This window comes from Micromonospora sp. NPDC048907, from assembly GCF_055586885.1.
Window position 1 is genome coordinate 688,437 of the sequence record NZ_JBVJHI010000005.1, and the last position, 20,482, is coordinate 708,918.

At 75.6% G+C, this 20,482-nt stretch carries 23 protein-coding genes; 10 read left to right on the forward strand and 13 right to left on the reverse strand.

Annotation, left to right across the window (positions count from 1 at the left end; genetic code table 11):
* Nucleotides 1–3 precede the first annotated feature (3 nt).
* From ACZ6PY_RS21270 to ACZ6PY_RS21280, 3 genes are read right to left on the reverse strand one after another with little or no spacing between them, the layout of a single operon-like run.
* Complete coding sequence (locus tag ACZ6PY_RS21270; protein ID WP_466074637.1) at nucleotides 4–2,133, reverse strand: ArnT family glycosyltransferase; 2,130 nt, start codon at nucleotides 2,131–2,133, stop codon at nucleotides 4–6.
* Nucleotides 2,134–2,178: 45 nt separating this feature from the next.
* The gene (locus ACZ6PY_RS21275) at nucleotides 2,179–3,687 is read right to left on the reverse strand and encodes a HAMP domain-containing sensor histidine kinase (RefSeq protein ID WP_466074638.1); all 1,509 of its coding nucleotides are present in this window, start codon (nucleotides 3,685–3,687) and stop codon (nucleotides 2,179–2,181) included.
* Nucleotides 3,665–4,405, reverse strand: coding sequence for a response regulator transcription factor (locus ACZ6PY_RS21280; protein WP_466074696.1), 741 nt, complete (start codon nucleotides 4,403–4,405; stop codon nucleotides 3,665–3,667). The genes ACZ6PY_RS21275 and ACZ6PY_RS21280 overlap by 23 nt, the downstream gene beginning before the upstream one ends.
* Nucleotides 4,406–4,533: 128 nt before the next feature.
* Here ACZ6PY_RS21280 and ACZ6PY_RS21285 point away from each other — a divergent pair, with 128 nt between their 5' ends.
* Both ACZ6PY_RS21285 and ACZ6PY_RS21290 read left to right on the forward strand, forming a co-directional pair.
* A complete protein-coding gene (locus tag ACZ6PY_RS21285) occupies nucleotides 4,534–5,487 on the forward strand; it encodes an SDR family oxidoreductase (RefSeq protein WP_466074639.1) in 954 nt (317 codons plus the stop codon).
* Nucleotides 5,484–6,281: an alpha/beta fold hydrolase gene (locus ACZ6PY_RS21290; protein ID WP_466074640.1), complete on the forward strand. Its 798-nt coding sequence runs from the start codon at nucleotides 5,484–5,486 to the stop codon at nucleotides 6,279–6,281. Before ACZ6PY_RS21285 ends, ACZ6PY_RS21290 begins: the two co-directional genes overlap by 4 nt.
* 6 nt (nucleotides 6,282–6,287) lie before the next feature.
* Here ACZ6PY_RS21290 and ACZ6PY_RS21295 read toward each other — a convergent pair whose 3' ends face one another.
* Nucleotides 6,288–6,515: a hypothetical protein gene (locus tag ACZ6PY_RS21295; protein ID WP_466074641.1), complete on the reverse strand. Its 228-nt coding sequence runs from the start codon at nucleotides 6,513–6,515 to the stop codon at nucleotides 6,288–6,290.
* 150 nt (nucleotides 6,516–6,665) lie between these two features.
* Here ACZ6PY_RS21295 and ACZ6PY_RS21300 point away from each other — a divergent pair, with 150 nt between their 5' ends.
* Nucleotides 6,666–7,613, forward strand: a complete 948-nt coding sequence (locus ACZ6PY_RS21300; protein ID WP_466074642.1) for a serine/threonine-protein kinase — start codon at nucleotides 6,666–6,668, stop codon at nucleotides 7,611–7,613.
* A gap of 75 nt (nucleotides 7,614–7,688) precedes the next feature.
* Nucleotides 7,689–8,117: an OsmC family protein gene (locus ACZ6PY_RS21305; protein ID WP_262285231.1), complete on the forward strand. Its 429-nt coding sequence runs from the start codon at nucleotides 7,689–7,691 to the stop codon at nucleotides 8,115–8,117.
* A 4-nt stretch (nucleotides 8,118–8,121) separates the two neighbouring features.
* Here ACZ6PY_RS21305 and ACZ6PY_RS21310 read toward each other — a convergent pair whose 3' ends face one another.
* Together ACZ6PY_RS21310 and ACZ6PY_RS21315 are read right to left on the reverse strand one after the other, a co-directional pair.
* Entirely contained in the window at nucleotides 8,122–9,072 is a 951-nt protein-coding gene (locus tag ACZ6PY_RS21310) for an endonuclease/exonuclease/phosphatase family protein (protein ID WP_466074643.1), read from the reverse strand.
* A gap of 88 nt (nucleotides 9,073–9,160) precedes the next feature.
* A complete protein-coding gene (locus ACZ6PY_RS21315) occupies nucleotides 9,161–9,310 on the reverse strand; it encodes a hypothetical protein (RefSeq protein ID WP_466074644.1) in 150 nt (49 codons plus the stop codon).
* A 93-nt stretch (nucleotides 9,311–9,403) separates the two neighbouring features.
* On the opposite strand from ACZ6PY_RS21315, the gene ACZ6PY_RS21320 reads away from it, so the two are divergent.
* On the forward strand, nucleotides 9,404–10,246 hold the full coding sequence (locus tag ACZ6PY_RS21320) for a hypothetical protein (RefSeq protein ID WP_466074645.1): 843 nt from the start codon (nucleotides 9,404–9,406) through the stop codon (nucleotides 10,244–10,246).
* Between the two features lie 7 nt (nucleotides 10,247–10,253).
* Here the strand turns inward: ACZ6PY_RS21320 and ACZ6PY_RS21325 are convergent, their stop codons facing one another.
* The 5 genes from ACZ6PY_RS21325 to ACZ6PY_RS21345 form a co-directional block, all read right to left on the reverse strand.
* Nucleotides 10,254–10,739: an ATPase gene (locus ACZ6PY_RS21325; RefSeq protein WP_466074646.1), complete on the reverse strand. Its 486-nt coding sequence runs from the start codon at nucleotides 10,737–10,739 to the stop codon at nucleotides 10,254–10,256.
* 120 nt (nucleotides 10,740–10,859) lie between these two features.
* A complete protein-coding gene (locus ACZ6PY_RS21330) occupies nucleotides 10,860–11,306 on the reverse strand; it encodes a response regulator (RefSeq protein WP_355057930.1) in 447 nt (148 codons plus the stop codon).
* A 72-nt stretch (nucleotides 11,307–11,378) separates the two neighbouring features.
* Nucleotides 11,379–11,726 carry an STAS domain-containing protein gene (locus tag ACZ6PY_RS21335; protein ID WP_466074647.1) on the reverse strand — a complete coding sequence of 116 codons (348 nt, stop codon included), beginning with the start codon at nucleotides 11,724–11,726 and terminating at the stop codon, nucleotides 11,379–11,381.
* Nucleotides 11,727–11,812: 86 nt separating this feature from the next.
* Complete coding sequence (locus ACZ6PY_RS21340) at nucleotides 11,813–12,862, reverse strand: cobalamin B12-binding domain-containing protein (protein ID WP_466074648.1); 1,050 nt, start codon at nucleotides 12,860–12,862, stop codon at nucleotides 11,813–11,815.
* Complete coding sequence (locus ACZ6PY_RS21345) at nucleotides 12,859–14,595, reverse strand: PP2C family protein-serine/threonine phosphatase (RefSeq protein WP_466074649.1); 1,737 nt, start codon at nucleotides 14,593–14,595, stop codon at nucleotides 12,859–12,861. The genes ACZ6PY_RS21340 and ACZ6PY_RS21345 overlap by 4 nt, the downstream gene beginning before the upstream one ends.
* Before the next feature lie 205 nt (nucleotides 14,596–14,800).
* Between ACZ6PY_RS21345 and ACZ6PY_RS21350 the strand changes: the two genes are divergently transcribed.
* Nucleotides 14,801–15,184: an STAS domain-containing protein gene (locus ACZ6PY_RS21350; RefSeq protein ID WP_466074650.1), complete on the forward strand. Its 384-nt coding sequence runs from the start codon at nucleotides 14,801–14,803 to the stop codon at nucleotides 15,182–15,184.
* Nucleotides 15,185–15,230: 46 nt separating this feature from the next.
* On the forward strand, nucleotides 15,231–15,578 hold the full coding sequence (locus tag ACZ6PY_RS21355) for an STAS domain-containing protein (RefSeq protein ID WP_466074651.1): 348 nt from the start codon (nucleotides 15,231–15,233) through the stop codon (nucleotides 15,576–15,578).
* Nucleotides 15,579–15,638: 60 nt separating this feature from the next.
* Here ACZ6PY_RS21355 and ACZ6PY_RS21360 read toward each other — a convergent pair whose 3' ends face one another.
* Nucleotides 15,639–15,953: a hypothetical protein gene (locus ACZ6PY_RS21360; RefSeq protein ID WP_466074652.1), complete on the reverse strand. Its 315-nt coding sequence runs from the start codon at nucleotides 15,951–15,953 to the stop codon at nucleotides 15,639–15,641.
* 184 nt (nucleotides 15,954–16,137) lie between these two features.
* On the opposite strand from ACZ6PY_RS21360, the gene ACZ6PY_RS21365 reads away from it, so the two are divergent.
* The 3 genes from ACZ6PY_RS21365 to ACZ6PY_RS21375 all read left to right on the forward strand — a co-directional run bounded on the left by ACZ6PY_RS21365 (nucleotide 16,138) and on the right by ACZ6PY_RS21375 (nucleotide 19,138).
* Nucleotides 16,138–17,112 (forward strand): DUF2267 domain-containing protein, encoded by a 975-nt coding sequence (locus ACZ6PY_RS21365; RefSeq protein WP_466074653.1) that lies wholly within the window; start codon nucleotides 16,138–16,140, stop codon nucleotides 17,110–17,112.
* Between the two features lie 70 nt (nucleotides 17,113–17,182).
* Complete coding sequence (locus tag ACZ6PY_RS21370) at nucleotides 17,183–17,974, forward strand: spermidine synthase (protein ID WP_466074654.1); 792 nt, start codon at nucleotides 17,183–17,185, stop codon at nucleotides 17,972–17,974.
* A 42-nt stretch (nucleotides 17,975–18,016) separates the two neighbouring features.
* A complete protein-coding gene (locus ACZ6PY_RS21375; RefSeq protein WP_466074655.1) occupies nucleotides 18,017–19,138 on the forward strand; it encodes an AI-2E family transporter in 1,122 nt (373 codons plus the stop codon).
* Nucleotides 19,139–19,154: 16 nt separating this feature from the next.
* On the opposite strand, the gene ACZ6PY_RS21380 is transcribed toward ACZ6PY_RS21375, so the two are convergent.
* Nucleotides 19,155–20,453 carry an NAD(P)/FAD-dependent oxidoreductase gene (locus ACZ6PY_RS21380; protein WP_466074656.1) on the reverse strand — a complete coding sequence of 433 codons (1,299 nt, stop codon included), beginning with the start codon at nucleotides 20,451–20,453 and terminating at the stop codon, nucleotides 19,155–19,157.
* Nucleotides 20,454–20,482 lie beyond the last annotated feature (29 nt).

The following is a 20,482-nucleotide window of genomic DNA, read 5'->3' on the forward strand; positions in this document are numbered from 1 at the left end:
CGCTCAGCCCTGCTTCCCGCTGCTCAGGTCGTACACGGTCACGCCGCCGACGGTCTGCGCCGTGAAGTTCCCGGTCACCCACGCGGCGATCTCGGCGGAGGCGTTGCTGCCGCCGTTGGCCCGGAACCCGCCGCCGCCGACGAAGAAGTGGATCCGTCCGGCGGCGACGTACCGCTGGAACTCGGCGAGGGTCGGGGACGGGTCGCTGCCGTTGAAGCCGCCGATCGGCAGCACCGGCCGGCGGGTGGCGAGCTGGTAGCCGGAGGCGTTGTTCGAGCCGACCGTCGCGGCGACCCAGGTGTAGTCGTCCGCGTCCGCCGCCAGCAGCGCCCTCAGCTCGGCGCTCGGCTCGCGGGCGTCGAGCAGCCCGCCCATGGCGCCGCCGCGCGCCGACCGGCCGTCGCCGGGAACCTGCCCGGTGCCACCGCCCGGGAACGCCGGGAACTGGCCGTTCTGGCCGGTGCCGGGGAACTGGCCGGCCGGGGGCATGCCGGCCGGCATCCGGCCGCCGCCCGGGAAGCCGCCGCGACCTCCCGGGCCGAAACCGCCCTGCACGGCCGGGCCGGCGCTCGGGATCGAGCCGGTGTGCGGGGTCGCCGCCGTCTGCAGCGAGTAGGCCACCGGGCCGGCGAGCGCGGCCGCCGCGCCCAGGGCCAGCAGCACCGGCGCCGCGCGGCGGTGCAGCCGGTCGGCGAGGACGAGCAGCGCGGCGGCGGCCAGGCCGGCCACCAGCACGGCGGTCCGCAGCCACGGGTACCAGTCGGCGCTGCGGCCAAGCAGGCGCCACGACCACCACGCGGTCACCGCCACGGCGGCGGCCAGGACGACGGTCGCGGCGAGCCGGCGCCGGCCCGGGGCGAACGGCCCGTCCGCCGGCGTGGTCCGGGCCCGCCAGAGCACCGTCGCTCCGATGCCGACCAGCGCGCCGACCGCCGGGGCCAGGGCCACCGTGTAGTACGGGTGGAAGATCCCGGACATGAAGCTGAAGATCAGCCCGGTGACGAGCAGCCAGCCGCCCCACAGGAGCAGCCCGGCCCGGGTCCGGTCGGTACGCGCCGCGCGCCCGGCCAGCCACAGCCCGGCGACCAGCAGGATCAGCGCGGCCGGCAGCAGCCAGGAGATCTGCCCGCCGACCTCGGTGCCGAACATCCGCAGCAGGCCGGACTGTCCGGAGAACGGGCCCCCGCCCCCGCCGCCCATCCGGCCGCCGCCGCCGACGCTGCCCTCCTCGTCGCCGGTGATCCGGCCGAGTCCGTTGTAGCCGAGGGTCAGCTCCAGGATGCTGTTGTGCTGCGAGCCGCCGACGTACGGGCGGGCGCTCGCCGGGACCAGCTCCACGATCGCCACCCACCAGCCGGCGGCGACCACCACGGCCAGCCCGGAGAGCAGCAGCTGGCGGATCCGCCGCCAGAAGCCGGTCGGCGCGGCCAGCAGGTAGACGCCGGCGAAGACCGGGATCACCAGGAACGCCTGGAGCATCTTGGTGAGGAAGCCGAGACCCACCAGCGCGCCGGTCAGCGTGATCCACCGGGTGCTCGCCGTCTCGACGGCACGCACCGTGGCGTACGCGGCGGCGACCAGCAGGAACACCAGCAGGGCGTCGGGGTTGTTGAACCGGAACATCAGCGTGGCCACCGGGGTGGCCGCGAGCACCGCGCCGGCCAGGAGGCCGGCGACCGGCCCGTACCAGCGGCGCACGGCGGCGTACAGGACGCCGACGGAGGCGACGCCGAGCAGCGCCTGCGGCACCAGGATCGACCAGCTGCTCAGCCCGAAGATGCGGACCGAGAGGGCCATCAGCCAGAGCGAGGCCGGGGTCTTGTCCACGGTGATCGAGTTGGCCGCGTCCGAGGAGCCGTAGAAGAACGCCTTCCCGCTCTCCGCGCCGGCCTGCACGGCCGCCGAGTAGAAGGCGTTGCCCCAGCCCGAGGCGCCCAGGCCCCAGAGGTAGAGCAGCGCGGTGGCCAGCAGCAGGCCGAGCAGGGCCGGTCGCGTCCAGCGCGGGTCGCGACGGGGCGGCTCGGCCGGCGGCTGCGCCGGGGTCCGGACCGGTTCCGGGGCGGGCGCGGGCACCGGGTCGGTCGCGGGCGACCCGGCCGTGGGCGCGGTCAGCAGGCTCTCTGTTCTGTCCATGCCGGCAAGCCTCCGGCCGGCCGCTGACCCGCCCCCGTGCGCGGCCTATGCGTCGGCTGTGGATCCCGGCAGCCGCACCGTGAACACCGTCCGCCCGGGACGGCTCGCCACGGCGACCTCGCCGTGGTGGGCCTCCACCACGGCGGCCACGATGGCCAGGCCGAGGCCGGTGCTGCCGTGCGTGCGGGAGCGGGAGCTGTCGCCGCGGGCGAACCGCTCGAACACCTCGGGTTGCAGCTCGGCGGGCACACCGGGGCCGTCGTCGGTGACGCTCAGTTCGACGCCGCCGGCCACCGGCGCGAGCCGGGTGGTCACCGTGGTGCCGGGCGGGGTGTGCACGCGGGCGTTGGCGAGCAGGTTCGCCAGCACCTGGTGCAGCCGGTGGGCGTCGCCGGTGACGCTGACCGGCTCGTCGGGCAGGTCGAGCTGCCAGCGGTGCTCGGGGCCGGCCACGTGCGCGTCGCTGACCGCGTCGACCACCATGGCGGTGAGGTCGACCGGCTCGGTCGCGAGTGGGCGACCGGAGTCGAGGCGGGCGAGCAGCAGCAGGTCGTCGACGAGGCTGGTCATCCGGGTGCTCTCGGACTCCACCCGGCGCAGGGCGTGCGCCACGTCCGCCGGCACCTCGTCCCGGCCGCGCCGGGCCACCTCGGCGTAGCCGCGGATGGCGGCCAGGGGGGTGCGCAGCTCATGGCTCGCGTCGGCGACGAACTGGCGTACCCGCATCTCGCTGGCCTGCCGGGCGGCGAGCGCGGCGGCGACGTGGCCGAGCATCCGGTTGAGGGCCCCGCCCACCTGCCCGACCTCGGTGCGCGGGTCGGTGTCCGCCTCCGGCACCCGCACCGACAGGGCCACCTCGCCCCGGTCCAGCGGCAGTTCGGTGACCCGGCCGGCGGTGGCGGCGACCCGGTTCAGCGGGCGCAGCGCGGCCCGGACGATCAGCGCGCCCAGGCCGCCCGCGATGACCAGCCCGGCGGCGATCAGGCCGGCCTGGGCGACCAGCACCCACATGACGGTGTCCTGGACCCCGGCGAGCGGGATGGCGACGGCCGCGAGCACCTGGCCGTCCGGCGACCGGTGGGCCACCGCGCGGTAGTCACCCCGGTCGCCGATCTCGACGGTACGGGGCCGCCCGTCGGGCGGCAGCGTGGCGAGCGCGGCCGCGTCGGCGGCCGGCAACTCGTCGGCCTCCCCCGATTCGGCCCGCACCGTGGCGGTGGTCGCGCCGCAGGCGGTCCGCAGGGCGATCGAGCCGGGCGGGAAGCCGCGCGGCGGCTCCGGTAGCGGCTGGTCGCAGGGGTCGGCCCGGCGCGGGTCACCGGGCGGGCGCAGCCACGGCGGCACGTCGCCGGTCCGCCGGTCCGCCATGGTGAGCTGCTTGTCCACCTCGCCGACCAGGAAGTGCCGCAGCGCGATGGTGGTCAGGCCGCCGATGCCGACGCTGACCAGGGCCAGCAGCGCCACCACGGAGAGCACCAGGCGCCGGCGCAGCGACCAGCCGGCGAGCCGGCGCCGCAGCCTCCCGCCCCGGTCAGTCCGCGGGCTTGAGGACATAACCCGCCCCGCGCAAGGTGTGGATCATGGGCTCACGGCCCGCGTCGATCTTCTTGCGCAGGTACGAGATGTACAGCTCGACCACGTTGGCCTGGCCGCCGAAGTCGTAGTTCCAGACCCGGTCGAGGATCTGCGCCTTGCTCAGCACCCGGCGCGGGTTGCGCATGAGGTAGCGCAGCAGCTCGAACTCGGTGGCGGTGAGGGTGACGAGGTCGCCGCCGCGGCGTACCTCGTGGCTGTCCTCGTCGAGGCTCAGGTCGCCGACGGTGAGCACGGCCTCCTCGCGGGCGGCGACGGCGAACCCGGAGCGGCGCAGCAGGGCGCGCAGCCGGGCGATCACCTCCTCGAGGCTGAACGGCTTGGTGACGTAGTCGTCGCCGCCGACGGTGAGCCCGGCGATCCGCTCCTCGACCGCGTCCCGCGCGGTCAGGAAGAGCACCGGCACGGTGGGCGCCTGCTCGCGCAGCCGGCGCAGCACCTGGAAGCCGTCCAGGTCCGGGAGCATGACGTCGAGCACCACGGCGTCGGGCTTGAACTGCCGGGCCGCGCTGATCGCCGCCATCCCGTTGCCGGCGGTGGTCACCTGCCAGCCCTCGTAGCGCAGCGCCATCGAGAGCAGGTCGGTGAGCGTCGGCTCGTCGTCCACCACCAGCACCCGCACCGGCTCACCGTCCGGCCGGCGCAGCTCGATCCGGCCCTGTGCGGCCTGCCCGTTCATGACCATGCTCCCCATCGTGGGCGCACCCGCTGTACCGGGCCTGTCCCGATCCTGTGTACCAGCTGTGCGGGTCGCACGGCGGGACCACCGCCCTTCCCCGGCACGCTACCCGGTGGTAACTTGCCGGCATGTCCATCGACGGTCGTCCCGCCGGCCGGCTGGCCGGCAAGGTGGTGCTGGTGACCGGCGCGGCCCGGGGCATCGGCGCGCACACCGCCCGGCTCGCCGCCGCCCGGGGCGCGCGGCTGGCCCTGGTCGGCCTGGAACCCGACCGCCTCGCCGCGCTCGCCACCGAGCTGGGTCCCGGCCACGTGTGGTTCCCCGCCGACGTCACCGACCAGGCCGAGCTGGCCGCGGCGGTCGACGGCACGGTCACGGAGCTGGGCGGCATCGACGCCGTGGTGGCGAACGCCGGGGTCGCCAACCGGGGCACCATCGCCGTCGGCGACGTCGAGGCGCTGGTCCGCACGGTCGAGGTGAACCTGATCGGGGTGGTGCGCACCGCGGCGGCGACCGTGCCGGCGCTCACCGCCCGCCGCGGCTACCTGCTGATCGTCTCCTCCGCCGCCGCGTTCGCCGCGCTGCCCGGCATGGCCGCCTACTGCGCCTCGAAGGCCGGCGTCGAGCACTTCGGCACCGCCATCCGGCTGGAGCTGGCGCACCGCGGCGTGGCCGTGGGCACGGCGCACCCGTCCTGGGTGGACACCGACCTGGTCCGGGAGGCGCGGGCCGACCTGCCGGCATTCGGGACGGCGTTGGCGAAGCTGCCCTGGCCGATGCGGCGCACCACCACGGTGCAGGAGTGCGCGGCGGCCTTCGTCCGGGCGATCGAGCGCCGCAGCCGCCGGGTCTACGTGCCGCGCGCCGTCGGCGGCGTGCAGGCGATCCGTTCGCTGCTGGTGAGCCCTCTCGCCGACAGGCTGGTCGGGCGGACCGCGAGGGAGACCGTCCCGCTCATCGAGGAGCAGTCCCGGGCGTTGGGGCGCGGCTTCGGGGCGAGCACCCCGGAGGTGACGGCGGGCGCGAGGAGTGTGCCGGTTCCGGGAGCAGCGCGGTCACGAGCGGAGGAGACGCGGCGATGAGCGCTCCCGTGGAGGTGGTCTTCGAACGGCGCGGGGCCGGCGCGCCACTGGTGTTGCTGCACGGCATCGGCCACCACTGGGCGGCCTGGTCGCCGGTGCTGGACCGGCTCGCCGAGGCGCACGACGTGATCGCCGTCGACCTGCCCGGGTTCGGCCGCTCGCCGGTGCCCGCGGCCGGCCTGCCGGCGGACATGCCCGGCCTGGTGGCCGCGATCGTCGAGCTGTTCGCCGCGCTCGGGCTGGACCGCCCGCACGTGGCGGGCAACAGCCTCGGCGGCGCGATCGCCCTGGAGCTCGCCGCCGCCGGGAAGGTCTCCTCCGCAACGGCCCTCTCCCCCGCCGGCTTCTGCACCCCTCGTGAGCTGCGCTGGGCGCTCACCGTGCTCAGCCTGCACCGCAACGCGGCCCGGCTGCCGGAGCCGGTGCTGCGGTCGCTGTTCGCCAACCCGGCGCTGCGCACCCTCGCGCTGGGCATGATCCTGGCCCGGCCGAACCGGATGGCGCTGGCCGAGGCGCTCGCCGACGCGCGGGCGCTGCGCGAGGCGCGGGCGTTCCGCGCGGTGGCCCGCGCCGGCCGGGGCTACGCCTTCGCCGGCACGCCGGCCGTGCCGGTGACGGTCGCCTGGGGCACCCGGGACCGGATCCTGCCCTACCGGCAGGCCGCGCTGGCGCGGACCCGGCTACCGGCGGCCCGGCACCTGGAGCTGGCCGGCTGCGGGCACGTGCCGATGCACGACGACCCGGAGCTGGTCGCCTCGGTCATCCTCGGCACCACCGGCGCGCGGGCGGCCTGACCGGGGTCACTCGGTGGCGCCGAACGGGTCGGTGCGCACGTACCGCATCGTCCAGTCGCCTCCCCCGCCGCGGTGGTGGTCGCGCTCGTAGAGGTGGTCGGCCTCGCCGCCGGGCGGCCGGTCGGGGTGACGCAGGATCCACCGCGGCGGCGGCGCCCCGTCCGGCTCGGCGGGCAGGTCCCGGACCAGGTCGTCGGCGGGCCCACCGACGAACCGCACGCGCACCAGAGCCACGGTCACCCTCCGTCTCACCGTCGACACGGTCCCCTGCTCGCGAAGCTACCCCGCCCCGGGGCCGCCCGGTGGCCGGAATCCCCGGCGGTTTGCCCTGCTCCGGGGCCGGGTAGCGAAACCGGAGGGACCGACGAGGGCGAGGAGTGGTCGATGAGGACGCTGGGCGAGCGGTACGAGCTCGAACGGCGGATCGGCATCGGCGGGATGTCCGAGGTGTGGCGGGCGCACGACCTCGTGCTCGACCGGACGGTCGCCGTGAAGCTGATCTCGCCAGGGCTGGACGGGGAGTCCACCTCGGTGGACCGGATCCGGCGCGAGGCCCGCTCGGCGGCCCGGCTCGTGCACCCAAACGTGGCAAGCGTGCACGACTTCGGCACCGCCGCCCTGCCGGACGGCCGGGCGGTGCCCTACATCGTGATGGAGCTGGCCGAGGGCGAGACGCTCGCCGCCCACCTGCGCCGCGGCCGGCTCGACTGGCGGATCGCCGTGCGGGTCTGCGCCGAGGTGAGCGCCGCCCTGGCCGCCGCGCACACGCACGGCATCGTGCACCGGGACGTGAAGCCGGCGAACGTGATCCTCACCCCGGCCGGTGTGAAGGTGCTCGACTTCGGGATCGCCAGCCCGGCCGGCGCACCCGACCACACCCCGGACGGGATCGTGGTCGGCACGCCGGCGTACCTGGCGCCGGAGCAGCTCGACCGGCAGCCCGCCACCCCGGCCGCGGACATGTACGCCCTGGGCGTGCTCCTCTACTACTGCCTGACCGGCCGGCTGCCGTACCCGGCCGACAGCACCACCCAACTGCTCGGCTCGGGCCGGCGTCGGGTGCCGGAGCCGCTGCCCGACATCGACGGGTTGCCGGCCGAGGCGGCCGACCTGTGCCGCCGCTGCCTCGCCGTGGACCCGACCGCCCGGCCCAGCAGCCTGATGGCGGCGTTGCTGCTCGCCGAGGTGGTGGACGCCCGGGTCTACGTGCCGATGGTCGCGCCGACACCCCGGCAGCGTGGCGCCACGGTGTCCGCGTGGACCGACCAGGCGGCGGCCGAGGCGACCGAGGCGATCGCCGTCGACGCGCAGCCGACCGGCCGGGCCCACTGACGCCCTGCCTGCTCAGGCAGGGTTTCGCCGGCCCGGGGCCGGGAAGCCGGGCGGGTGAGTGACGGGAGGAACGCGATGCCGGATCCGAGTTCCTGGCTGGCTGAGACGGCCACGGCGACCGCCGCGGGCGGTCACGTACGCACCGACGACGGCGGTCTCTCCTCCGCCCTGGCGTCGCCGTTGGCGCCGCACTGCACCGGCCTGACGCCCGAGCAGCTCCTGGCGGCCGCGTTCGCCTCCTGCCTGCACCACGCGGCGGTGGAGGCGGCCGGTGAGATCACCGACGAGGCGCACACCGTCGAGGTGACCGCGGCGGCGAAGCTGGGGCGCGACGACGACGGCCGCTACCGGGCCGATGTGCACGCCGAGATCTCCTCGGCCGGTCTCACCCGGGAGCAGCTGGCCGACCTGGTCGCGCACGCCGACCGGCTCTGGCCGTTCTCCAGCGGCGACAACAGCCGGCACCGGCTGACCGTCACCCCGGCGGAGAACGGCCGGCACTGACCGCTCACCAGCGGAAACCGGCGGTCACCGCGCGGTGGTCGCTGTCCGGGGTGCGCAGCACCCCGGCCGCGGTGGGGGTGAGCCCCCGGTAGAGGACGTGGTCCGGGCGGGTCACCGGGAGTTCTGCCGGCCAGGTGAAACCGAAGCCCTGCCCGGCCTTGGCCTGGGCGTCGCCGAGCAGGCGGGTGAGGGGCCCGAAGACCCGGTCGGTGGTGGCGGTGTTCAGGTCGCCGAGCACCAGGAGTCGCGGCGCGTCGTCGGCCCGGACGGTCGCGGCGAGCGCGGCGAGCGTCTCGTCGCGGGTGGCGGTGTGCCCGGCCCGGGCCGAACCGAGGTGCACCACGTAGACCGCCAGGTCGCCCTGCGGGGTGGCGACCACGGCCCGCAGCGCGCGGTCCCACCCGAGGCCGGTGTCCACGCCGTGCGCCTCACGGATCGGCCAGCGGCTCCACAGCCCGACCGTGGAGACCGCGGCCCGGTGCGGGTAGCGCCCGCCCAGCGCGCCGGCGACCTGCTCGCCGTCGTCGATCTCCTGAAGCCCGATGAGGTCCGGGGCGGCGTCGACGAGGGCGTCGACGGTGGCGGCCGGGTCGGGGTTGCCGGAGCGCAGGTTCTGGCTGGCCACCCGCAGCGATGCGGCGCCCGCGCCGGCGGCCGGAGGCAACCACGCGCCGCCGTAGCACGCCAGCCACACCAGCGCCGGCAGCAGGACCACGAGCAGGGCCCGGCGGGACCGGCGCAGCAGCGCCGCGAGGGCGAGCAGGGGTACGCCGAGCCCGAGCAGCGGGGTGGCGCTGTCCACCAGGCTGCCCAGGCCGTGCACGTTGGGCACCGCCCGGTGGCCGACGATCAGCAGGGCGAGCAGGACGGCGCACAGGGCGACGACGAGCCCCCGCCGGCCCTGGCGGCCGGCGGGTTCGTCGGCGGCCCGCTCATCGACCATCTGCTCCGTCACCGTCCGCATCGTATCGAGCGACGGGATCTCCGGTGGGGTCGATCCGGACACCCGGGGTCTCCGGCGACCTGGGCTGTCCGGCCCACGCTCATTCGCCCAGGTGACGGGCATGCACCTCACCCGAACGGAGGAGGGCGGGCGGAACCGCCGAGAGGAAGATCATGCGCGGGGTTTGTCCGTCCCTTTCCGGCATGAACGGAAAATGCGAAAGACGTGGATGATCGAATTCGTGGTCCACCGAGCGTAATGTGCGGGCCGATCATGGCAAAGTGTGGCGCATGCCACCAATCACCCCGATGGCAAGCGCCGGGAAGCTCTCTAGCCTCGGCGGGTGCATCCCGACCACCCCGACACGCAGCAGACGACCGAGACGCGGCCCGTTCGCCGTACGATCGACCCGGCATCAGCCGAACGGAGGATCGGGCGGCACCGGGCCCCGGAGCCGGCCCGCCGCGGACCCGTCCGCTCCACCCCCGCCCGGCTCGCCGTCGCCACCGGCGTGACCTGCTGCCTCGGTCTGATCGGCGTCATCGGCGCGCGCGAGCCCGGGCAGCGGCACGAGCCGGTCCAGGAGGCGCTCGCCGACCGGGCTGCCGCAGCCGCCGAGCAGCGGGCGTCCCGGGACTTCGAGCGCGCCGCCCCGCCGGTCGCCGTGCCGGTCACACCGATACCGGCCGCCACCCCGACCCCGGCGCCCACGAGGAAGAAGACGCCGAAGAAGCCGGTCCGACCCAAGCACCCCCGGCCCGTCGCCGGGCTGGACCAGCGGCAGATGGACAACGCCAAGGCGATCGTCGACGCCGGCCTGGCCATGAAGATGCCGCGCCGGGCGCTCGTGGTGGCCGTGGCCACCGCCATGCAGGAGAGCAACCTCTACAACCTGGCCAGCGACGTGCTCCCCGAGTCGTTCGACTACCCGCACCAGGGCAGCGGCTCCGACCACGACTCGATCGGCTTGTTCCAGCAGCGACCCAGCAGCGGCTGGGGCACGGTCGCCGAGATCATGCGTCCGGCGTACGCGGCCCGCGCCTTCTTCACCGCGCTCAACGAGGTGCCCGGCTGGACCGAGATGAGCCTCACCGCGGCGGCCCAGGCCGTGCAGGTCTCCGCCTTCCCCGACGCGTACGCGCAGCACGAGGAGCGGGCCACCATGGTGGTGGCGGCGCTGGTCTGAGCCGCGCTCAGGCGGCGCTGCGCCCGGCGGCGCCGGCGGTCGGCACGCCCGCGGCGGCGGTGGGCGTGTCCGGGGGCACCGTGTCGCCCCGTGCCCCGGCGAGGATCTCGTCGACGCGGGCCTCCCGGCGGCGGCGGGCCAGCAGCGCCGCCTCGAAGTCCCGGCGCGCCCGGACCGCGTCGGCGTACGCCTGCTCGCGTACCCGCCGGGCCTCCTCCCGGGCGGCCTCCAGCTCGCCGCGGGCCTCGTCCAGCAGCGCGGCGGCCTCCCGCTCGGCGGCCGTCCCGGCGGCCTCCTCGCCGTCCACGACGGCGGTCCGGCGGCGCAGGAAGTCGCAGAGGTGGGTGGCGTCCTCCCGGACCTGGTCCCACTCGCGTCCGGCGCCGGCGTTCTCCGCGCGGGCCGCGAGCCGGACCAACCGGATCTTCAGCTCGTCCAGGCAGGCGTCGACCTGCCGCTGGTCGTATCCGGTCTCGACCACGGAGAACCTCATCTGTGTCGCCCCCCAGGCAGCTGGTGTCACGTCCCCCACCTGACGATCCTGGGCGGCCGGCGGCCACGCCCGCGGCGCTTCCCGCAAAATGTTCAGCATCCGGACGCCCGGACGAAGCGCTCAGGGGTGCTTGGGGAGCACGACCACCCGGCCGAAGAACTCGTCGATGCGGCGCACCACGTCGTTGAAGTCGTCCAGGTCGATCGGCTTCGTCACGTACGCGTTGGCCTGGAGGGTGTAGCTGCCGAGGATGTCGGTGTCGGCGTTGGAGGTGGTGAGCACCACGATCGGGATGGTGCGCAGGTTCTCGTCCCGCTTCACCTCGCCGAGCACCTGACGCCCGTCCATCCGCGGCATGTTCAGGTCGAGCAGGATGACGTCGGGGCGCCGGGCCTCGGTGTGCCGGCCCTCGCGACGGAGGAACTCCATCGCCTCCTGGCCGTCGTTGACCACGTCGATGACCTTCTCGACGTCCGAGTCCTCGAGGGCTTCCTCGATCATCAGGACGTCGCCCGGGTCGTCGTCCACCACCAGGATGCGAACGGGGCTCGGGGTGCCATGACCCATGGGACTACCTGCTTCGTCTCGGGAGGCGGACGCCGACGGCGGAGTCGACGGCTGGCGGGGCAATCTATCCGATCAGGAGGCGGCCGGCGTGGCCGGGTCGGCCACGTCCGCCTCGTGGCTCAACACCTCGGCCAGGCCGGTCACCTGGAGCACCCGGGCCACCCGCCCGGTCGCCCCGGTGATCCGCAGCCAGCCACCCGCCGCAGTGGCGAGATTGTCGCCGCGGACGAACGCAGCGATGCCGCTGGAATCGCAGAAGGTCAGCTCGGTGAGGTCCAGCAGGAGCTCGCGGTGCCCCTCGGCCGCCAGCCGGTCGATGGCGGCGTTGAGCTCCGGCGCGGTGCCCAGGTCGAGCTCGCCCGCGAGCCGCAGGCGGGCCGGAACGCCCTCCCGCTGGCCGTGCGTGACGGAGAACGTCACCGTGGCCCCTCTCGCTCCGACCGCAGGCCGATCCTTGCAGTGCGCCAAGTATACGCGGGTCGCCCCGGTGTGCCCGCGCCCGCCGGTCAGCGCCCCGATCCGGCAGACAGCCCGCCGACCAGCGCGCGGGCCCGGTCGAGGAACCGGCCGGCCCGGGGAAAGTCGCGCAGCCGCTGTCCATAGTGGTCGAGGGTCAGCCCGACCGCGCCCGCCGGAACCCCGCGGCTGACCAGGATCGCCACCAGCCACTCGACGAACTCGGTGAAGAGGGTCTCGTCGTCGACGTAGAGGGCGGCGGCGAGGAAGTCGACGATGTAGCCGAGGTCGCTGACGGTCGAGTCGAACTGCGCCGGGCTGTAGTCGCGCACCCCCGGCACCCGCTCCCGCAGGTCGGCCAGGGCGCTGTCGATCAGCTCACCGCGCCGCTTGGCCAGGCTCGCGTACTCGTCGTCGGCGAGGTGGCCGAGCCGGACCGGCGCCACCGCCCGCAGCGCCCGCTCGTCGGCCACCAGGTCCGCCGCGGTCGGCGCGTCCGGCGCCCACGACACGCCGAGCGCCCGGGCCCAGCGCCCGTCGGCCCCGAAGCCGCGCCCGCCGACCACCACCGGCACGTCCGAGCGGCGGCACGCCTCGACCATGCGGTGCGCGTGCGGCAGCCGCATCGGCAGCGCGCAGGCGAGGGCCACCGCGTGCGCGTCGTGGCGGTGCAGGTAGGACACCAGGTGTGCGGCGGGCACGCTGGCACCGAGGAAGGTGATCTGCCAGCCGCGCAGCCGCAGCACCTCGGCCACCAGCCGGGCCGGCAGGGCGTGCCACTCGCCGTCCATGCAGGCGACCACGATCCGGCCGCGGGTCGGGCGCGGATTCGCGTACGCGGCGACGGCCGCCACGACCCGCTCGCTGATGTGGGTGGCGGCGTGCTCCTGGGCCACGCTCCACTCGTCGCGCGCCCACCGCTCCCCCACCTCGGCCTGCGCCGGCGCGACCAGGTCCAGGAGCACCCGCTCGGCCGGCACACCGGACTCCAGCAGCCCGAGGGCCACCTCGACCGCGGCCTGCTCGTCGGCCTCCGCCAGACATTCCAGGTAGCCGGGAAAAACCTGCGCCGGGTCGGCCTCCGTGGTCGTCGAGGTCACGCGTCGGTCTCCCTCGTCCGCTCGGCGTCGGTCAGGCCGGGCACGGCGTGCAGGTGGCGGCCGGAACGGACCGGGCCGGTCGCCCGCAACGCGAGCACGGCGATGTCGTCGTGGTCGCCGTGACCGAGCCAGTCGCAGGTCACCTGCTCGACGCGCTCGGCCAGCGCCGGGGCGGGCATCCGGTGACAGCCGGTCACGGCGTGCACCAGCCGTTCGGGGCCGAACTGCTCGTCACCCCGCCGGCCGCCGCGCGCCTCGGTCACCCCGTCGCTGTAGAGCAGGCAGGTCTCGCCCGGCGCCAGGCGCACGGTCACCTCGCCGATCCGGGGATCCGGCACCACACCGATCAGCATCCCGCTCAGCGGCACCACCTCGACCTCGCCGGAGGCCCGCAGCACCAGGGGCGGGAGGTGGCCACCGCCGGCCATGGCCAGGGTGAGGCCGCCGTCGCGCTGCGGGCGGACCACGCCCAGCACCACGGTGGCGAACCGGCCCTGCCCGTTCGCCTGGGTGGTCTCCAGCAGCGCGTCGTTGAGCAGCTTCAGCAGCCGACCCGGCTGCGACTCGACCCGGTGCAGCGCCTGCAGGCACTGGCGGAGCTGGCCGGTGAAAACGGCCGCCTCGACGCCCTTGCCGGAGATGTCGCCGAGGAAGAAGACCGAGCCGCCGTCGAGGAGCCGGTGCGAGCCGTAGAAGTCCCCGCCGATCCGCAGCCCGGCCTGCGCCGGCCGGTAGGCGGTCCCCCACTGCACGCCCGGGGCCGCCGCCGGCTCGACGGGCAGGAGGCTGGCCTGGAGGGTGTCGGCGACCTCGGCCTGGTCGCGGTAGAGCAGCGCGGTCGTGAGCGCGGCGCCGGCCCGGGCCGCGAACGCGCGGACCAGGTCGAGGTCGGCGTCGTCGTACCAGCGGTCGGCCCGGCGGGCGACCACCAGCACCCCGGCCGGGGCGTCCCGCCCGGGCAGCGGCACCACCCGCGCGGTGGCGCCGGCCGCGTCGACACCGGGCAGCCAGCCCGCCTCGACGGCCTGCTCCACAAGCCAGTCCAGGGCGTGCGGCTCGACACCGCCGAGCCCCTCCCCGATCGCCGTCGGCAGCTCCGCGGCGGCGAGCACGCCGCTGTCGACGGCGGGCACCTCGTCGTCCGCGGGCACGGCCCGCCACCAGCGGGCCCGGCCGGAGCGCGGGGTCAGCACCAGCACGGCGACGTCGGCCACCGTCGGCACGGCCAGCCGCACCACCGCGGCGGCGGCACGGTCGGGGTGCAGGGGGTTGCCGAGCTTCTCCCCGACCACCGCGAGGAACGCCGAGCGGGCCCGCTCGGCGAGCAGCGCGTCGGCCCGGCTGACGCTCTCGGTGACGTCCTCGACGTACCAGCAGCGGCGGCCGGCGGAGAGGCCGACCCGGCGCAGGCGCAGTCGCCGGCCGTGATGGGTGAACTCGCCCGGGTCGCCGCCGAGGGCGGGCACGCCGGCCGCGGCGAGCACCTTGCCGGGCACCACCTCGGGGACCAGCCGCTCGGCGACCGGGCTGAGGTGCCGCACCACGCCGTCGGCGTCGCAGACGATCAGACCCTCGCGGAAGTGCTCCACCACCTCCGACAGGTCGGGGGTGCCCGGGCCGCGGTCCGGGGCCAGGGGCGGCAGGGCCTGCGACCACGCCCGAGGCCGTCTGGCACCCGGCGTGGAGATCCGTCCGTCGCCCGGGTCAGCGCCCCTGACGTCGGCAGCAGTCACCAGCTGAGCCCCACTCCTGTCGATACCCGCGGTCCCCGCGAAACGGCGCGTATGGTCAAATCTTCCTTCGCCCACCCTACGCCGGTGCGCCGGTACCGCCACCCCACGCTCATGCCCCGGCCTGCGGACGCGCCGTCCGGCGGGGCGGTCCGAGGGTTGTTACGATCCGGGCGACCCGGTCCGACCGGCAGCCGCGAAAGGCGTGATGGTGGCACCCCGACGGAGAATCCCCGAGGCGACCCCGCTGCGCATCTCCGTGGACCGATCCGACCCGACCGCGCCGGCCATCCGGATCGGCGGGGACCTCGCCTACACCACGGCCGCCCCGCTGCGCACCGAGGTGGACCGGCTGCTGGCCCGGACCCCCCGGACGCTCGTGCTGGACTTCCGCGACCTGCTCTTCATCGACAGCACCGGCCTGTCGCTGATCGTCCACGCCTGGCGGGACGGCCAGCGGGGCGGCACGGCCGTCCAGCTCCGGGAGACGCCCCGCTTCCTCGCCACCATCCTCGACATGACCGGGGTCGCCGGCCTGCTGTCCCGCCCGCAGCCCGATCGGCCCACGACCGGCCCGTCCGCTCGTGTCTGAGCACTCTGGGCTTTGCGGGGCCGGCTCGAGCTGGAAACATGGCGGCATGCGCCCGCAGCTGTTGACCATCGAGGTGGACCGGCTCGACGCCGGACGTGCCCGGCTTCGGCTGACCGGCGAGCTGGACTTCGACAGCGCGCCGGAACTCGTCGCCGCCGCCGCCGAGCTGCGGCGCGACGGCTGCCGGGAGCTGCTTCTCGACTTCTCCGGCGTGGCGCTCTGCGACTCCTCCGGCCTCAGCGCGCTGGTGGTCATCCACCGGGCCGGCGACGGTCCGGTGCGGCTGGACGCCGTGAGCCCCCGGGTGCGGCAGCTGCTCGACCGCACCGGGCTGGCCGAGCTGCTGGCCGTCCGGCCCTTCGGGGAGACGGCGGCGACCCGCGACGTCGGCTGACGGCGGACGGGGGGTGGCCCCCGACCCTGGGACCAGGGGCCGGGGGCCGGGGAGGGTGGCTCAGCCGGCGGGGACGGCCTGCAGGCGCGGGCCGGACTCGCGCAGCTCCCCCACCGTGGGCGACGCCGCGTCCTCCGGCGTGCCCGAATCGGGCGTCTGGAACAGGTAACGGACGAACTCCCCACCCACCTCGTTGTCGTCGGCTCCCGGCCACTGCCCCACACAGTCGACGCCGACGACCTCGCGTCCGCCGCCGTCGTTCTCCTCCAGCAGCGCCCAGAGGGTCACCGGGTAGCTGCGGGTGGCCTCCGGGTCGACCTGCCACCTCGCGTACCAGCCGGGCCGGGCGGGGACGATCTCCACGATCCGTTTCATGACGACCTGCCCTTCCGCGTGCGTCGGAAGTTCTTCCGGTCCACCGCGATCGTGCGGCTCACCGGGGTGACCGGCCCTCACCCGCAGGGAGTGAAGCTGTCGGTCCGCCGGCGGCCGTTTCCTTCCCGGCAGCGCCGGGAAGGCCACCGGCGCAAGCGCAACCGACCAGGAACGAGGTGCGACGATGCGCAAGCAGATGGAGGGCGACAACCAGCGCCGCCGGGCTCTGGCCCGGGACGCGCGGGGACGCGGTCGGCTTCCCAGCCAGACCGGCGCCAGCCTGAGCGCGTCCAAGCAGATCACCTCGCTGGACCGAAACGAACGGTCCGGCCCGCCGCCGGCCGGCCGGCGCAAGCCGGACACGACGCGCGGCGGCCCCGCCCCGCCGCCCGCGGCCGTGGCGGAGCGCCCGCGCCCGCTGCCCGACGAGCGGCCGGCCCCGGTGACCACCCTGGGCTACCGGGACCTCGTCGGCGACGTGAGCCGGCGGGCGGGAGTCGACTTCGCCACCGCCAAGGTGGCGGCGGAGGCGACCGTGCTCGCACTGGCCCGGGCGCTCGACGAGACCGAGCGGGAACGGCTGCTCGAGGCGGTGCCGGTGAAGCTGCACGACGTGGTGCCGGTCGACGGGCTCGCACGGCGGCACGACCTGCCCGGCTTCCTCGCCGAGGTGGGCCGCCGCAGTCGGCTGACCCCGGAGCAGGCCCGCTACCAGGCGCAGGCCACCCTGGCCGCGCTGGCCGAGGCGGACGGCGAACTCGTCGAGTCCCTGCGCGTACCGGACGGCTTGCAGGACCTGCTCGCGCCGCCGCCGGCGGTCGGCGGCGGGCTGGTGGGCGCGACGTCCGCCACCGCCCCGCTGGACGAGGCGGAACTGCGCGACGCGCTCGGCCGGCTGCCGTACTGGTCCAGCGACCGGCAGTCGCTGGTGCGCACCATCGAGCTGCCGAACGGCAACCTGGACCGGGTGCTCGACCGGCTCGACCAGCTCCGGGGCGAGACCGGGCGCGGCCCGCAGATCGGCCGCCCCGACCCGGACAGCGCCGTGCTCACCGTGCGCAGCCAGCAGGTCGACGGGGTGACGGCGGCGGACGTGGACCTGGCCCGGCGGGTCGACGACGCGATCGACGAGGCCGGCGCCGGGATGGCCGCCGGCTGAGCCTCGGCCGGTCCGGGCCGGCGGGCGCCTCGCCCGCCGGCCCGGGGTGCGCCGGGTACCGTTGCCCGCCGTGAACAGCGACGCCGAGGCCCTGGAGATCGTCGTGGACCCGGTCCGGCCCACCGGCCGGACGCTGCTCGCCGCGGGGGTCGAACAGTCGTACGTCGACGTGGCGGACCCGCGTCACCTGCACTTCGAGTACGTGCGGCGGATGGCCGCCGTGGTCGACCTGGCCGCCCCGCCGGGTCGGCCGTTGGCCGTGCTGCACCTGGGCGGCGGGGCGCTCACCCTGCCCCGCTGGCTGGCCGCCGCCCGGCCCGGCTCACCCCAGCGGGTGATCGAGCGGGACCCGGCGGTGGTCGAGCTGGTCCGCCGCGAGCTGCCCCCGGTGCCGCCCGAGGTGGTCGTCGAGATCGGCGACGCCCGGGACGCGGTCACCGCCGCTCCGGCCGGGGGGTACGACGTGGTGCTGGCCGACGTCTACCGGGCGGCCCGGATGCCCCGGCACGTGGCCAGCGTGGAGTTCGCCGCCGAGGTGGCCCGGGTGCTCCGCCCGGACGGCGTCTTCCTGGTCAACGTCACCGACCTGCCGCCGCTCGTGCACACCCGGACCCAGGTGGCCACCCTGCGGGCGGTCTTCGCCGACGTCCTCCTGGTCGCCGACCGGCGGATGCTGCGCGGCCGGCGGTACGGCAACCTGGTCCTCGCCGCGTCCTCAGGCCCCGACCGGCTGCCGGTACGCCGGCTCGTGGCCCGCGCCGCCGGCGACCCGGTGCCCGGCGGCGTGCTGCACGGGGCGACGCTGGACGCGTTCGTCGCGGGGACCCGGCCGGCCACCGACGCCACCCTCGCCGAGCGCTGACCGGCGGGGTTTCCACTCATCCGGTGCGGGTAGCCGCGCCGGATGAGCAGAGCCGAGGACCGGTCCACCGCCCGCCGGGCGCTGATCGTGATCGGTCTGGTGCTCGCCACGCTGACGGGGCTGGCGCTGGTGTGGGCGACCCGGCGGGTGCTGGTCTGGGGTCTCGTCGCGGCGTTCTTCGCGGTGGCCCTGAACCCCCTGGTCGACCGGGTGGAACGGCGGCTGGTCCGGCGCCGCGCACTGGCCACCCTGCTGGTCTTCCTGGCCACCTTCGTGCTGCTGGCCGCGCTGGGCGCGATGATCGTGCTGCCGCTGGCCGACGAGCTGGGCCGGTTCGCCGACCGGGCGCCGGAGCTGCTCCGCGAGGCACGCGCCGGGCGGGGACCGGTCGGCGAGGTGCTCAACCGGTTCCACCTGCTCCGGTACGCCGACACCCACGCCGACCAGATCGAGCGCTACGGCTCCCGGCTCGGCCAGCCGGCGGTCGGGGTGCTCCGGGGCGTGCTGGAGATCGTCGCCGCGGTGCTCACCGTGGTGGTGCTGGCCTACCTGATGGTGCTGGAGGCCCCGAAGATCATCGCGGGCACGCTGCAGCTGATCGGCGACGGCGCGGCGGAACGGCTGCGGCGCATCGGCCGGGACTCCTCCCGGATCATCACCGGCTACCTGAGCGGCAACCTGCTCATCAGCGTCATCTGCGGCGGGCTGACCTTCGCGGTGCTCGCCCTCGTCGGCGTGCCGTTCGCCGGGGTGATCGCCCTGGTGGTCGCGCTGGCGGACCTGGTGCCGCTGGTCGGGGCCACCATCGGGGCGATCGTCGCGGCGGGGGCCGGGTTCCTGCACTCCCCCACGGCCGGCGTGGTGGTGCTGGTCTTCTTCGTGGTCTACCAGCAGGTCGAGAACCACCTGCTGCAACCGGTCATCATGGCCCGTGCGGTCCGGTTGAACCCGTTGACCGTGCTGGTGAGCGTGCTGCTCGCCGCCGAGCTGGCCGGGCTGGTGGGCGCCCTGCTGGCCATCCCGGTGGCCGGGATCGGGCAGGTGCTGCTGCGCGAGTTCGCCCGGACCGGGCGGGAGGCCCTGCCCGTCCCGGCGCCCGCGCCGGACGCCGCGGCCGGCGGACGGGCTCCCGGGGACGGGAAGCCGCCGCCGGCCGGCGGGTGAGCCGCGCGGACCGGAGTCAGCGGTGCCGGACCATCTCGGGCGACTCGCTCTCCAGCGGCACCGCGTTCGCCGGGACCAGGCCGAGCTGCACGGCCGGCCGGGGCAGGGTGGCGTCGAGCAGCCAGTCCGCGCCGACCCGGGCCCGGTTGCTCGGCATGGCGTACAGGTGGTAGCCGCGGGTGACCGTCTTGGCCGGCAGGCCGGCCAGCGGCACGTGCAGCGGGTTCGCCGCCGCCTCCTTGCCGCCCAGGTCGACCACCCAGCCCAGGTCGCGGTGCTTGTACGTCTTCCGGGTGCCCCTGCCGTAGGAGGCGGCGATGTTGTGCGCGGCGAGCTTGCCCTGCCGCTGCGCGTGCTGGGCGGTCATGGCGCAGATCTGCCCGGGGCGGGTCGGATCGGGCACGGCCGCCGCGTCGCCGCAGGCGAACACCTCCGGGTAGCCGGGGACGTTGAGGTACTCGTCCACCACGAGGCGGCCCTTCTCGGTACGCAGCCCCAGCTCGGCGACGAACGGGTCGGGGCGCACCCCGACGCACCAGACCAGGCTGCACGTGGGGACGTATTCGCCGTCGGTGAGCAGCACCCCGTCCGGGGTGGCCTCGGAAACCGAGGTGCCCATCCGCACGTCGACGCCGCGCCGGCGCAGCACCCGGTCGGCCGTGACGGAGAGCCGCGGGTCCAGCTCGGGCAGCACGCGCGGGGCCACGTCCAGCAGCATCCAGCGGGGCCGCACCTTGAGGTGGGGCCGCTGGGCCATCAGCCGGTCGGTGAAGAGCTGGCCGTGCGCGGCGACCTCGGTCCCGGTGTAGCCCGCGCCGACCACCACGAAGGTGGTCCGGGAGCGCTGCTCGGCCGGGTCCTCGGCCAGCTCGGCCAGCTCGATCTGCCGGACCACGTGGTCGTGCAGGTAGAGCGCCTCGGGCAGGCCGCGGAAGCCGTGCGCGTACTCGGTGACCCCGGGGATCGGCAGCAGCTTGTTGACGCTGCCGACCGACAGCACCAGCCGGTCGTACGCGAGCTGGCCGTGGTCGCCCTCGACAGAGCGGTAGCCGACCCAGCGGTTCTGCAGGTCGACCCGTTCCGCCTCGCCGATGACCACGCGGACGCCGTCGAGGGTGCCGGCGAGCGGCACGGCGATCCGGGTGGGCTCGACCACGCCGGCGGCGACCTCGGGCAGCAGCGGCAGGTAGAGGAAGTAGTCGGTCGTGTTCAGCACGACGATCTCGGCCCGCTTGCCGGCCAGCCGGCTCAACGTCTTCGCCGCGTGGTATCCGGCGAACCCGGCCCCCACGATCACCACACGAGGTTTCGTCATGCCCGCTGCCGTTCCCGTCGAGGACCCCG